This window comes from Paenirhodobacter sp., from assembly GCF_047600745.1.
Classification (GTDB): domain Bacteria; phylum Pseudomonadota; class Alphaproteobacteria; order Rhodobacterales; family Rhodobacteraceae; genus Rhodobacter.
Genome location: NZ_JASGKI010000004.1, coordinates 1,058,720 through 1,071,408, shown reverse-complemented (window position 1 = coordinate 1,071,408; position 12,689 = coordinate 1,058,720). Strand labels below are relative to the sequence as shown.

Here is a 12,689-nt window from a genome sequence, read left to right as displayed (position 1 = left end):
GGCATCATGCTGGAACGGTTCTGGTCGGCGGCGCAACAGGGGCGGGCGATTGCGGCGGGAGACCTCGATCCGGTCGATATCGCCGAAGCCTATCTGGAGGCGGCGGCGCAGGCGCCCGATGTCTATGCCCGGCTGATGCCCGAACGCGCGCGCTGCGAGGCGATGGCGGCGCGGGAGCGGGCGCGGGCGGGGCTGCTGCGCGGGCCGCTGGACGGGGTGCCGATCAGTTGGAAGGATCTGTTCGATACCGCCTGCGTGGCGACCGAGGCCGGGTCGCGGCTCCTGAAGGGGCGGATCCCGAAGGCCGATGCCGAGGTTCTGGCGCGGGCGACGTTGCAGGGCGCGGTGTGCCTGGGCAAGACGCATATGACGGAGCTGGCGTTTTCCGGCCTCGGGCTGAACCCGATGACGGCCACGCCGCGCAATGCGGTGACGGCAGGGCTGGCGCCGGGCGGGTCGAGTTCCGGGGCGGCGGTGTCGGTGAAGCTCGCGCTCGCGGCGGCGGCGATTGGTTCGGACACCGGCGGGTCGGTGCGGATTCCGGCGGCCTGGAACGATGTCGTTGGGCTGAAGACGACGCAGGGCCGGGTTTCGACGCGGGGGGTGGTGCCGCTGTGCAACCGCTTCGATACGGTCGGGCCGCTGGCGCGGACGGTGGAGGATTGCGCGCTGGCTCTGGCGCTTCTCGAAGGCGGTCCGGCGCCCGATCTGCGGGATGCGACGCTTTCCGGTGCACGGCTGCTGGTGCTGGAGGGTGTGCCGTTCGAGGGGGCGCGCAAGGGGCCGGTGGCGGGCTTTGAATCGGCGGTGGACCGGCTGGCGCGGGCCGGCGCGCGGATCGAACGCAAGGCCCTGCCGATGGTTGCGCCCGCGATGGCGCTGGCCGGGGTGCTGTATGCGCCCGAAGCCTATGGCCTGTGGAAGGATGTGATCGAGGCCACGCCAGATCTGATGTGGGCGCCGATTCTCGAACGGTTCCGCGGCGGGGCCGGGGTTCTGGCTGCCGATTACGTCGCCGCCTGGGAGGAACTCGGGCAGTTGCGCGCGGATTGGGCGGCGGCAACGGCGGGCTACGATGCGGTCCTGTTGCCCACGGCGCCGATCCTGCCGCCCGACGCGCGCAGGCTGCTGGTCGATGCGGACTATTTCGCGACGGAAAACCTGCTGGCGCTGCGCAACACCCGGATCGGCAACCTGTTCGGGCTCTGTGCGCTGACCCTGCCCACGGGCGAGCCGATGTGCGGGATTTCGCTGATGGCCGCGCCCTTCGGCGAGGAGCGCCTGCTGCGGCTGGGGATTGCCGCCGAGGCGGCGCTGAACTGACACAATCGCGCATCAAGTGCCCGGCGCGGTGTCGTTTTTCTGGACGCGGGCGGCGCGGTTGGGTAACCTCTGGCTTCAACGGGGCGATACGACTCCGATCATGAGGCACAGATGGACACTCCCGAGCGGTTTTCGAACCTGCCCGAATATGCTTTTCCGCGCCTGCGGAAGCTCCTCGATTCGACGCCTCCGGGCGGCGAACCCCTGCATCTGACGCTGGGCGATCCGCGTCATCCGATGCCGGGTTTCGTGGCCGAGGTGCTGGCGGCCAATATCGCGGGCTTCAACAGCTATCCGCCCGCGCCCGGCACGCCGGAACTGCTGTCGGCGATTTCGGCCTGGATCGGGCGGCGCTATGGCGTCGATGTCGGGCCGGATCGGATCATGGCGCTGAACGGCAGCAAGGAGGGGCTGTTCAACGCGGCGATCGCGCTGGCGCCCGAATTCGAAGAACGGCAAGAAGCCGGTCGTTCTGGTGCCCAACCCGTTCTTCCCGGTCTATGCGGTGGCCGCGCTCGAAGTGGGGGCGGAGCCGGTCTATGTCCCGGCGACCGAGGAAACCGGTTTCCTGCCCGATTACGCCAGCCTGCCGAAAGAGGTGCTGGAGCGCACCGTGGTGGCCTATCTGTGCTCGCCCGCCAATCCGCAGGGCGTGGTGGCCTCGCGCGACTATCTGGCGCGACTGCTGCATCTGGCCGAGGAACATGATTTCCGCGTTTTCGCCGATGAATGCTATTGCGAGCTTTACCTGAACGATCCGCCGCCCGGCGTGCTTGAGGTGGCGGCGGCCGAGGGGATCGACCCGGAAAAGGCGGTGGCCTTCCATTCGCTGTCGAAGCGGTCGAACCTGCCGGGGCTGCGGTCCGGGTTCGTGGCCTCGGGGCCCGATAACATCGCCCGGATCCGGCAGTTGCGGGCCTATGCGGGGGCGGCGCTGCCGCTGCCGGTGCAGCGCGCGTCCGAGCGGGTCTGGGCCGAGGAAACCCATGTGGTCGAGAACCGCGCGCTTTATGCCGCGAAATTCGCCGATGCCGCCGAGATCTTCGCGGGCGTCAACAGGTTCCGGCTGCCCGATGGCGGCTTCTTCCTGTGGCTGCCGGTCGAGGATGGCGAACAGGCGGCGCTGAAACTCTGGCGCGAGACGGGGGTGCGGGTGCTGCCCGGCGCCTATCTGGGTGCCGAGGTGGGCGGGGTGAACCCCGGCCAGGGCTATATCCGGGCGGCACTCGTCGCCCCAAGAGAAGAAACGCAGCGTGGGCTCATCCGGCTCCGCGACTGCCTCTACACGTGAGGACGGGCATGGCTTCGTATCAGGCACGGCAACGCGATCCGCTTCTGGACCGGAACACGCAGGCGGCGCTGGAACGCCGGTTGCGCGAATTCGCGGGCATGGCGCTCGTGGCGGTGGGGATTCTGGTGGCGATGATGCTGGGCAGCTATTCGCCCGACGATCCAAGCTGGATGGCCGTATCGGACGAGCCGGTCCACAACTGGCTGGGGCGGATCGGGGCGGGGATCGCCTCGCCGCTTTACGTCATCATCGGGCGGGGGGCGTGGCTGGTGCCCGCCGGGCTGATCGTCTGGGGGCTGCGCTGCATCCTGCACCGGGGCGAAGAGCGCGCGGCGCAGCGGGTGGTGTTCTACCCGATCGGCATCGCCATCGCGTCGGTCTATGCCGCGCTGCTGGTGCCGGGCGAGGGCTGGGGGCAGGCGTTCGGTCTTGGCGGCCATTTCGGCGACATGATCGCCGGGGCGGTGCTGGGCATGTCGCCGGTGTCGGGCTCGTTCGGGCTGAAGCTGATGTCCTTCATTCTGGCGATCGCGACGGTGGCGATCAGCCTGTTCGTGCTGGGCTTCGACCGGATGGAACTGCGCGCGATCACCCGGTTCCTCGTGCTGGGGTCGGTCGCGGCCTATGAGAATGCGCGGCGTCTGCTGGGGCAGGGGATGCAGGCATCGGTCCTTGCGGCGGAAGGTCTGGCCGAGCGTCGCCGTCAGGCGAAGGCCGAGGCGGCGCAGCGGGCGGCCGAACTGGCCGATTGGCAGGCGCAGCAGGATTGGGGTGCGGAGGGCGGCTATGAACAGCCCGCGCCGAAGCCCACGCTGATGGCGCGCATCCGCCGCGCGGTCGAGCCGCAATATGACGCGCCCTATGAGCCGGAGACCTATGCCGAACCGGTGGCCCCCGAAGAGCGGGTGAAGGCCCGGATCGCCCGCGCGGTGCAGACCCGCGCCGCGGCGCCGATGGTCCATGCCGAACCGGATTGGGAAAACGAGACGCTGGCCGAACCCGACTGGCAGGCCGCGCCGAACGAATTGCGCGCCGCGCCGCGGATGGAGCCGGTGCGTGAGGCGCCGCAACCCGTGGCGACACCGGCTTCGGTGCTGTCGGCGGTGGCGAAACGTCTGGCGCGTGGGGCAAAGCCCGCTCCGGTGCAGCCGGTGAAGCGCACCGAGCCGCCGCTTCAGGCCCGGCCCCGGTTCATGCCCGCCCCTGCCATGCCCGACCTGCGCCCGCTGCCGGAACCGGTGGCGGAGGCCGGGATCGTGGCGGAGGAAGAGCATTGGTCGGCGCCGGAGGCCCCGGCCTGGACCGAAGAGGACGATTTCGACCGCAACGCATTCGCCGAACTGGATGACGATGTTCCGCCGCTGCCGTCGGCCCTGAGCGGGGCGGGGGGCGCCGCGCCGCGGATCACGCTGAACCGTCAGGCGATCCCGCCCGCGCCGGAGCGCCGTGTAGTCGCGCCGCCGAAGAAGGCCGCCGTGCCGTCGAAACAGGCGATTGCCGAGGCGCAGCCCGCGCTGGCCTTTGAGACGCCGAAGCGTCCCACCTATGAGACGCCGCCGCTCAGCCTGCTGACCAATCCGGCGACGATCCACCGCCACCAGCTTGCCGACGAGGCGCTGGAGGAAAACGCGCGGATGCTGGAATCGGTGCTGGACGATTACGGCGTGAAGGGGGAGATCGTTTCGGTCCGCCCGGGGCCGGTGGTGACGATGTATGAACTCGAACCCGCGCCGGGGCTGAAGGCGTCGCGCGTCATCGGGCTGGCTGACGACATCGCGCGGTCGATGTCGGCGCTGTCGGCGCGGGTGTCGACGGTGCCGGGGCGCTCGGTGATCGGGATCGAACTGCCGAACGCGCATCGCGAAAAGGTGGTGCTGCGGGAAATCCTGTCCGCGCGCGATTTCGGCGACAGCAACATGCGGCTGCCGCTTGCGCTCGGCAAGGATATCGGCGGCGCGCCGGTGATCGCCAATCTGGCGAAGATGCCGCACCTGCTGATCGCGGGGACGACGGGTTCGGGGAAATCGGTGGCGATCAACACGATGATCCTGTCGCTGCTGTACAAGCTCAGCCCCGAGGAATGCCGCCTGATCATGATCGACCCGAAGATGCTGGAACTCAGCGTCTATGACGGCATCCCGCATCTGCTCTCCCCCGTCGTGACCGACCCGAAAAAGGCGGTGGTCGCGCTGAAATGGGTCGTGGGCGAGATGGAGGAGCGCTACCGCAAGATGTCCAAGATGGGCGTGCGCAACATCGACGGCTACAACGGCCGGGTGCGCGAGGCGATGGCCTCGGGCGAGATGTTCAAGCGCACCGTCCAGACCGGCTTTGACGAGGATACCGGCGAACCCGTTTTCGAGACCGAGGAGTTCCAGCCGACGCCCTTCCCCTATATCGTCGTCATCGTCGACGAAATGGCCGACCTGATGATGGTCGCGGGCAAGGAGATCGAAGCCTGCATTCAGCGTCTGGCACAGATGGCGCGGGCCTCGGGGATCCATCTGATCATGGCGACGCAGCGCCCCTCCGTGGACGTGATCACCGGCACGATCAAGGCGAACTTCCCGACCCGGATTTCCTTCCAGGTGACCTCGAAGATCGACAGCCGCACCATTCTGGGCGAGCAGGGGGCGGAGCAGCTCCTGGGCATGGGCGACATGCTGTATATGGGCAATGGCGCGCGCATCACCCGGATCCACGGCCCCTTCGTCAGCGACGAGGAGGTCGAGGAGATCGTCACCCATCTGAAGAGCTTCGGCCCGCCGGAATACATGTCGGGCGTGGTCGACGGACCGGACGAGGAAATGGCCTCCGACATCGACCAGGTGCTGGGCCTTGGCGGCAATACGGATGGCGAGGATGCGCTGTATGATCAGGCGGTGGCGATCGTGATCAAGGATCGCAAATGCTCGACCTCCTACATCCAGCGCAAACTGGGCATCGGCTACAACAAGGCTGCCCGGCTGGTCGAGCAGATGGAGGATCAGGGCGTCGTCAGTGCCGCGAACCATGTCGGCAAGCGCGAGATCCTGGTTCCGGAACAGTAAGTTGAAGAGCCCCGCCCACGGCGGGGCTTTTGCTTTGCGCGCACCGCGCTATGGTTGCGCCATGAAGATGCTTCGTTTCGCCCTCGCGCCCGTTCTCGCCCTGATGCTCTCGGCGCCTGCCTTTGCGCAGGCGATCCCGCTTGCCGAAATCTCGCGCTATCTCAACAGCATCGGCACGGCCTCATCGCCCTTCACGCAGGTGAATGCCGACGGCTCGACCTCGACCGGAACGGTCTACATCAAGCGCCCCGGTCGGGCGCGGTTTGAATATAACGGGAACAAGAGCCTCGTGCTGGCCTCGGGCGGGCAGGTGGCGATCTTCGATCCGAAATCGAACCAGCCGCCGACGCAATATCCGCTGTCGCGCACGCCGCTGAACCTGATTCTGGGGGCGGACATCGACCTCGGCCGGGCGCGGATGGTGGTGGGGCAGAAGTCGGACGGCAAGACGACGACGGTGATCGCGCAGGATCCGGACCACCCGGATTACGGCACGATCAGCCTGGTGTTCTCGGCCAATCCGACGCAGTTGCGGCAATGGGTGATCACCGATCAGGCCGGCAAGAAGACGGTGGTGATCCTTGGCGAGATGAAGAAGGACGTCGATCTGGGCAGCCGGATCTTCAGCATCGACGCCGAGACGCGGGCGCGCAAGAACTAGCGCCCGCAGCTTGCCAGTTGCGCGCCATACATATTCGCGCGCCGCTGCACCTTGTCCGCCGTCGCGATCAGCCAGCCCTTGGAATTGTGGCTGCCCCTGGCGAATCCCTGCCGCCCCTCGTGATAAGCGAGATACTGGCCGCGGGCGTCGGATTTCGGGATCCCGAGCGCGCGGGTCGAGCCGTCCATATACCAGCCCATGAAGTCCGAGGCGTCCTGAAACTTCGCCCAATTCGCGCTGCGCCGCCCGGTGGCCTTCTGATAGTCCCGCCAGGTCGAATCAATCGCCTGACTGTAGCCATAGGCCGAACTCTGCCGCCCGAGGGGGATGATCCCGAGCGCATAGCGGTGCGGTGTCTTGGCGGTGCCGATGAACTTCGATTCCTGATGGAAAGTCGCCATCTGCACATGAACCGGCACGCCCCATCGGGATTCGGTGCGTTTCATCGCCGCGAAATATTGCGGCTTCTCGCGTGCCAGCAGGCAGGCGTTGTCCAGATTCTTCGGCGCGCGGGAATTTCCACTCCCGCAGGAGGCAACCATCAACAGGATGGCCAGCTTCAGGAACTTGTTCATGTCTGCTCTGCCCGATCGGTCTTGTTTTCTGCGATTCTACGGGAAATCCCGGAAAGGTGAAATGACAAAGCGCTGATCGACGGCTGCCGCGATCATCATGGTTAAGGGTTCCCTGATCCGGCGGTTGCGCGGAGTCGTGGGCGTTGTGGGCGGTTAACCTGTTCTGAAAGCGGGAATATTCTGCGAGGGAGTCGGGCGGGGCGGTGATTCAAAACATCTGGCTGCACCGCGGCATTCCGGTCACGGCGGGGCGAAGTCTCGCCGAACCCGCCGTGTCACATGTTTACCTGCGGCGCTTTGAGCGCTAGGAGAGCGTCAGGAATCGGCATCATGCAGACAGCAAGCGCAAAATATCATATTGGGCAGATCGTCCGGCACCGGAAGCACCCCTTCCGGGGCGTGGTTTTCGACGTCGATGCACAATTTTCCAACACCGAAGAATGGTATGAATCCATCCCGGAGGAGAACCGCCCGGATCGGGATCAGCCGTTTTATCATCTGCTCGCCGAGAACGATGACAGCTACTATGTGGCCTATGTCTCGGAACAGAACCTGGTCGAGGACAATTCCGGCGAGCCGATCGAGCATCCGGATCTTCCGGATATGTTCGGAGACCTGCGGGACGGAATTTATCCGCTGCATTTCCAGATGAACTGACCCCGCGGGTCGCAGGAGGATGCTTCGCGGTGTCGAGTCAGGGGCGCGGTCCTGGTTCTCCGCAAGTAGCGAATCGGCCTCTGATCTCGTGCGGCTGATTCATCGCCAACCGGGCCGTGCTGCCCGGAGCTGCGAATGACGCCCCGGATAATCGCTGTTTTGCGGGATTGATCGCGGGCCGGGCAAGAGGCCCGATGATCCGCGTATATTCTTACGTTTCATCCGTCTACGTCGACATGGGCGGTCGCTTGGGACCACACGGGGAGGCGCTAACCCAACCGGGTCGAATGGCGAATCCCGACCTCCTCCGCCCGGGCGTTCCGGAAACAGGCGCAGGGTTTCCGGGATAACAGTGTCCTCTGCGTTGCATTTGGAGCCGGACCGGGGCGTCCGGGCGAGGTTCAATGCGCTGGCCATCGATTTACGGGTCGCCGGGGGGGTAAGACGGCCCAAAACGCCAATGGGCCGGGTCGTTCCCCGGCCCGAAGACTTGGGCTCCCGGCTTGCCCAAGCGTTTTCTGCTGATGGTGAGACGGCATTACGCTTGACGGGATGATCGTGGTGAAGGCTTTTGACCGGCGGAGGTGGACCACCGTTCCGTAGCTTCTCGCCGGGGCGGGGAAGCCCTGTCACCGGCCCGGTTTCGCGGGACGTGTCATGCCGGCCCGGCCAGGGTGCGGCTCTTGATCAAGTTTTGTCCCACGGCGCGGATCCCTGCAACCGCACCGACCCAGCGTTTCGCTTGGAGCGGAAACACCGGCACGCCGCCGGGCCGAGAATGCCTTGGCCCGCTGACGGGCATCGCCCTGCTCTCATGATGGCTCCCTCACATCTGCCGTGCCGGATTCGCCGAATTCGAGCCAGACCGCCGAAACATCGTCGCCCAGATGGCCCCCGGCGAAATCCTCAAGCCGGGCGCGGAGGGGATTCCAGGAACGCCGTTCCGCGCAGATGCGCGCCCGAGGTGATGAGCGAGGCCAGCCCGGCCTCTCCCAGCATCTGGCCCGCGGGAGAACTCGCCTCGGTGATCCCGTCGGAGCCCAGCAGCAAACGGTCTCCGGGTCGCAGCACCGCAGTGATCGTTTCGTAGCTTGCTTCCTCGATCAGGCCGATCGGCAGGCCGCCGGTGCCCAGAAACTCTACCGCGCCGTCATGGCGCAGGATCGCGGGCATCGGATGGCCCGCCTGCACCAGCGCGACCTCGCCTGAGATCAGATCGACATCCGCGTAGATCAGGGTGAAATAGCTTTCGGTCCTTAGTTCCTCGAACACCAGCCGGTTCAGCGTTGCGGCCAGTTCGGCGGGATCGCGCGCGTCGTAGATGCCGAATTCGGTTTGCACCAGCGCGACATTCTGTTCGGGTGAAGCGCCCGACAGATAGCCCGAAATCCGCGCCGCCATCAGCGCCGAGGTGATCCCGTGCCCGGCGACGTCGATGCCGTAAATCCCGACACGCCGCGCGTTGATTGGAAAGAAGCCGACCAGATCGCCCCCGACATGCCCGGACGAGCGCAGCAGCAGCGACACCTGAGCGTTGCCGAAGGACCGGAACGTTTCCTTCACCAGGCTCTGCTGGAGCTTGCAGGCCTCGACCAGATCACGGTCGATCGAATCATAGAGGCCCTGCAATTCGCGCAACGCCGATCCGAGCATCTGGTTCTTCTCTTGCAGTTCCCGCTCCATGCGCAGGATCCGCTCGCCCGCGCTGAGCCGGGCGCGCAGTTCCTCGCCGTTCACCGGTTTCGCGAGGAAATCGTCGGCCCCGCTTTCGAGCCCGACAGCCACGTCGTTCTTTTCGTTCTTCGAGGTGAGCAGCAGGAAATAGCCGTAATGCGCCCGGTCCATCTGCCGGAAAGCCTGACAGAATTCGATCCCCGACATGCCGGGCATCACCCAGTCGGACAGGACGAAATCCGGCGGATCCTGGGCGCAGAGCACTAGCGCCTCCTCGGCGGAATTGGCTTCCTCGACCAGATAGCCCGCGCGCGCGAGCTGGGACGACAGAATGCGGCGCTCCATGCGGCTGTCGTCGACGACCAGCACCCGCCGCGGCTGGCTGGCATCCTCTTGTTTCATCGCGAGCCGGGCCTTTGCCATCACCATCCTGTTTGTTCGGGGAAGGGTCATCCTGTGGGCGGTAGCATCGCGGCGCAGTTTTAAGATCCCGTGAACGTCAACCGGGCAGGTTTTATCAGCCGGGTTAAGGCTCGGGCAATCATTCGGGGGCATTCTGCGGGGACGGGATTTGCCCGGCTGGGGATGGTGATGATTGACTGGGGCCGCGTCGGCGAGTTGCGCGACGAGATCGGAAACGAGGATTTCGCCGATGTGGTGAACCTGTTTCTGGAAGAGGTGGGCGAGACGCTGGACACGCTCAATTCCAATCCGGCGGAACTGGGCGCGCGGCTGCATTTTCTGCGCGGATCCGCCTGGAATCTGGGATTCCGCGCGTTCGGGGATCTGTGCCATCAGGGCGAACAACTCTGCGCCGCGGGCCAGCCGCAGCGCGTGGATATTGCGGCGTTGCGGCGGTGCTACAGCGAATCCTGCGACGTCTTCCTTGCCGGTGCCTAGATCAGGAATTCGGCAAGGGCGGAATCATCGGTGATGTCGCGGTAGCTGAACCCCGCGGCGTCGAGCTTCTGCGTCAGTTCGCGGAACGCCTCCGGACGCTTGGTTTCGATCCCGATCAGGATCGAGCCGAAGTTCCGCGCCGATTTCTTCAGATACTCGAACCGCGCCACATCGTCGTCGGGGCCCAGCATGTTGAGGAACTCGCGCAGGGCGCCGGGGCGTTGCGGCATCCGCAGGATGAAATATTTCTTCGTCCCGGAATAGCGTTGCGCGCGTTCTTTGACCTCGGGCAGGCGCTCGAAGTCGAAATTGCCGCCGGAGGTAACGCAGACCACGGTCTTGCCACGGATCTCTTCGGCCAGTTCGGGCAGCACGTCCACCGACATCGCTCCCGCCGGTTCCAGGACGATCCCCTCGACATTCAGCATCTCGATCATGGTGATGCAGATCCGGTCCTCGGGCGCGCGCAGGATCTGTTCCGGACGGACCCATTTCAGCGCGGCGAAGGGCAGGTCGCCGATCCGCGCCACGGCGGCGCCATCGACGAAGCTGTTCACCTCGCGGATCGTCACCGGGGCGCCCGCGTCGATCGCCGCGGTCAGGCTGGCGCCGCCAGCGGGCTCGACGAAACGGAAATCGGTGTCGGGCGCGGTTGCGCGCAGATAGCCGGTGACCCCGGAGGCCAGCCCGCCGCCGCCGACCGGCAGGATCACCAGATCGGGCGCCTGTCCAAGCTGGTCGAGGATCTCCACCCCCACCGAAGCCTGCCCCTCGATCACGTCCTCATCGTCGAAGGGCGCGAGGAAATGCGCCCCGGCCTCGGCGCAATAGGCCTTCGATGCCGCCAGCGTCTGGTCGAAATAGTCGCCGGTCAGCACGATCTCGATCGCTTCGCCGCCAAAGACCCGGGTCTTGTCGACCTTCTGCTGCGGCGTGGTGACGGGCATGAAGATCGTGCCCTTCGCGCCGAAATGGCGGCAGGCCAGGGCCATGCCCTGCGCGTGATTGCCCGCCGAGGCACAGACGAACTGCCGCGCCTTCGGATCGCGCTCCAGTTGTCGGCGCATGGCGGTAAAGGCCCCGCGCAGCTTGTAGCTGCGGACCGGGGTCAGGTCTTCGCGCTTCAGCCAGATGTTGGCGTCGTAGCGCTTGGACAGAAACGCGTTGCGCTGGAGCGGCGTCGGCTCGAAGAGCGTGCGTAGCGCGCGGGTGGCGGCAAGGGCTTCTAGGGCAAACTGGGTCATGCCGCCGATTAGACCCAGCCGCGCGGAATTGGCAAGATCAGATCAGATCCCGGCCCTCGACATAATAGCCGTAAAGCGTGGTCAGCAGCGACAGCGTGAACATCGTCGTGAACCAGTTCAGCAGGACATTTTCCAGCAGCATGATCAAGATCCCGGCGTCCGGCAGCATCATGCCAATGACAGCGATGACGATGCCCGCAAGCACGACCGCCCCCCAGACGATCACCATCAGCAGCAGCAGGGTGACGGTCTGGCCCTTGGTCGCCGCCCAGACGGTACCGATCCGCGCCCCTTCGTCGAGCGCGGCGCCCGGCAGGCTTGCCATGAGGCGCCAGTAGACCGGGCCGATAAGAACCGTGGCCGCAAGGAGCAGCAGAACAATGCGCAGCGCCCCGGCATCGGCGGGGACGATCCAGTTGACCGCGAGGATAAGGACAGCGGCGCCCAGACCGAGAACGATGCAGATGAGCAGGGCGCGCAGAAAATAGGCGATGACACGCCCGGCGCGGATCCGCGGCAGCCAGCCCACCGGTTCCTTCGAGAAGCACGGCGCGATGCCAGTTGACCGCGCTGACCATCATCACCAGCGTCGTCACGATCACCAGTGCGAAGATGCCGCCCGGTCGAGCTGGGCCGCCGAGGCCGCTGCCGCCGTGGAAAGAGGTGTTGGCGATGCTCAGCAGGCCGACGGTTATCACGACGATCACAAAAAGCCACGGCACCAGCGACACCTTCACCGCCATTCCGAAATTGCGCCACAGCATGCCGAGCGCATGCGTGAAAATCTTCCATGCTACCATGTCTAACGTCCTGAAAATATGTCGCGTTCCGGTTGTAGGAGGGAACCATGCCCGCGTCCATCACAGTCTTGCGGTTTGCCATGCGATTCCCGGTCGCGTGGAAACCGCCGCATCAGGTCAGATCCCGTTGTTCGGCAAAATGGGCGTAAAGCGTGGTCAGCCGCGAGGCCGAGACCAGTGCTCCGCCCAGAGGGAGAGGGCGTTCAGGGGGCGCTCAGACCACGGCGATCGGCGCGCCCGAGTTGAGCGCCACCCGCCCGAAGCAGCCCGCCGGTCTGGGCCGCAGCACCGCGCGATGCTGATGATCGCCGCCATCGCCGTCACGATCTCCTGCACCAGATCGAGGACGGCCCGCTCCGGGCCGCGCAGGCCCAATCCGCCCGCCAGCCCCCCATGGCAGCAGCGGCACCTTCCTCACCACGGGATGGCGGCCCAACATGCGCAAAGATCTTTCATGCCGTCATGATCCGCCTCAGGGTTGTATTTTTGCGCCGCGCCTGAGCCTATCCCTGTG

At 65.9% G+C, this 12,689-nt stretch carries 10 protein-coding genes and 1 pseudogene; 7 read left to right on the top strand and 4 right to left on the bottom strand.

Features of this window, described 5'->3' with window-relative positions; translation table 11 throughout:
- Positions 1-9 precede the first annotated feature (9 nt).
- The 4 genes and pseudogenes from QM789_RS13965 to QM789_RS13950 all read left to right on the top strand — a co-directional run bounded on the left by QM789_RS13965 (position 10) and on the right by QM789_RS13950 (position 6,325).
- Entirely contained in the window at positions 10-1,323 is a 1,314-nt protein-coding gene (locus tag QM789_RS13965; RefSeq protein WP_420353317.1) for an amidase, read from the top strand.
- A 111-nt stretch (positions 1,324-1,434) separates the two neighbouring features.
- Positions 1,435-2,614: pseudogene (locus QM789_RS13960) on the top strand (aminotransferase class I/II-fold pyridoxal phosphate-dependent enzyme).
- Between the two features lie 8 nt (positions 2,615-2,622).
- Positions 2,623-5,664, top strand: a complete 3,042-nt coding sequence (locus QM789_RS13955; RefSeq protein WP_420352473.1) for a DNA translocase FtsK 4TM domain-containing protein — start codon at positions 2,623-2,625, stop codon at positions 5,662-5,664.
- A 61-nt stretch (positions 5,665-5,725) separates the two neighbouring features.
- A complete protein-coding gene (locus QM789_RS13950) occupies positions 5,726-6,325 on the top strand; it encodes a LolA family protein (RefSeq protein WP_420352472.1) in 600 nt (199 codons plus the stop codon).
- Here QM789_RS13950 and QM789_RS13945 read toward each other — a convergent pair.
- Entirely contained in the window at positions 6,322-6,900 is a 579-nt protein-coding gene (locus QM789_RS13945) for a lytic transglycosylase (protein ID WP_420352471.1), read from the bottom strand. The genes QM789_RS13950 and QM789_RS13945 overlap by 4 nt on opposite strands.
- A 330-nt stretch (positions 6,901-7,230) precedes the next feature.
- Here QM789_RS13945 and hspQ point away from each other — a divergent pair, with 330 nt between their 5' ends.
- On the top strand, positions 7,231-7,557 hold the full coding sequence (hspQ, locus tag QM789_RS13940; RefSeq protein WP_420352470.1) for a heat shock protein HspQ: 327 nt from the start codon (positions 7,231-7,233) through the stop codon (positions 7,555-7,557).
- A 906-nt stretch (positions 7,558-8,463) separates the two neighbouring features.
- Here the strand turns inward: hspQ and QM789_RS13935 are convergent.
- On the bottom strand, positions 8,464-9,654 hold the full coding sequence (locus QM789_RS13935) for a PP2C family protein-serine/threonine phosphatase (protein ID WP_420352469.1): 1,191 nt from the start codon (positions 9,652-9,654) through the stop codon (positions 8,464-8,466).
- Between the two features lie 168 nt (positions 9,655-9,822).
- Between QM789_RS13935 and QM789_RS13930 the strand changes: the two genes are divergently transcribed.
- Entirely contained in the window at positions 9,823-10,131 is a 309-nt protein-coding gene (locus QM789_RS13930) for an Hpt domain-containing protein (protein ID WP_420352468.1), read from the top strand.
- On the opposite strand, the gene ilvA is transcribed toward QM789_RS13930, so the two are convergent.
- Together ilvA and QM789_RS13920 are read right to left on the bottom strand one after the other, a co-directional pair.
- On the bottom strand, positions 10,128-11,375 hold the full coding sequence (gene ilvA / locus QM789_RS13925) for a threonine ammonia-lyase IlvA (RefSeq protein WP_420352467.1): 1,248 nt from the start codon (positions 11,373-11,375) through the stop codon (positions 10,128-10,130). The genes QM789_RS13930 and ilvA overlap by 4 nt on opposite strands.
- A 37-nt stretch (positions 11,376-11,412) precedes the next feature.
- Entirely contained in the window at positions 11,413-11,904 is a 492-nt protein-coding gene (locus QM789_RS13920) for a hypothetical protein (RefSeq protein WP_420352466.1), read from the bottom strand.
- A 32-nt stretch (positions 11,905-11,936) separates the two neighbouring features.
- On the opposite strand from QM789_RS13920, the gene QM789_RS13915 reads away from it, so the two are divergent.
- Positions 11,937-12,641, top strand: coding sequence for a hypothetical protein (locus QM789_RS13915; protein WP_420352465.1), 705 nt, complete (start codon positions 11,937-11,939; stop codon positions 12,639-12,641).
- Positions 12,642-12,689: the final 48 nt, after the last annotated feature.

Bases quoted from the DNA above. Each gene is read 5' to 3' on its own strand.
- hspQ (WP_420352470.1), top strand. From the start codon at position 7,231: ATGCAGACAGCAAGCGCAAAATATCATATTGGGCAGATCGTCCGGCAC.
- QM789_RS13935 (WP_420352469.1), bottom strand. From the start codon at position 9,654: ATGGCAAAGGCCCGGCTCGCGATGAAACAAGAGGATGCCAGCCAGCCG.
- QM789_RS13950 (WP_420352472.1), top strand. From the start codon at position 5,726: ATGAAGATGCTTCGTTTCGCCCTCGCGCCCGTTCTCGCCCTGATGCTC.
- QM789_RS13955 (WP_420352473.1), top strand. From the start codon at position 2,623: ATGGCTTCGTATCAGGCACGGCAACGCGATCCGCTTCTGGACCGGAAC.
- ilvA (WP_420352467.1), bottom strand. From the start codon at position 11,375: ATGACCCAGTTTGCCCTAGAAGCCCTTGCCGCCACCCGCGCGCTACGC.
- QM789_RS13945 (WP_420352471.1), bottom strand. From the start codon at position 6,900: ATGAACAAGTTCCTGAAGCTGGCCATCCTGTTGATGGTTGCCTCCTGC.
- QM789_RS13930 (WP_420352468.1), top strand. From the start codon at position 9,823: ATGATTGACTGGGGCCGCGTCGGCGAGTTGCGCGACGAGATCGGAAAC.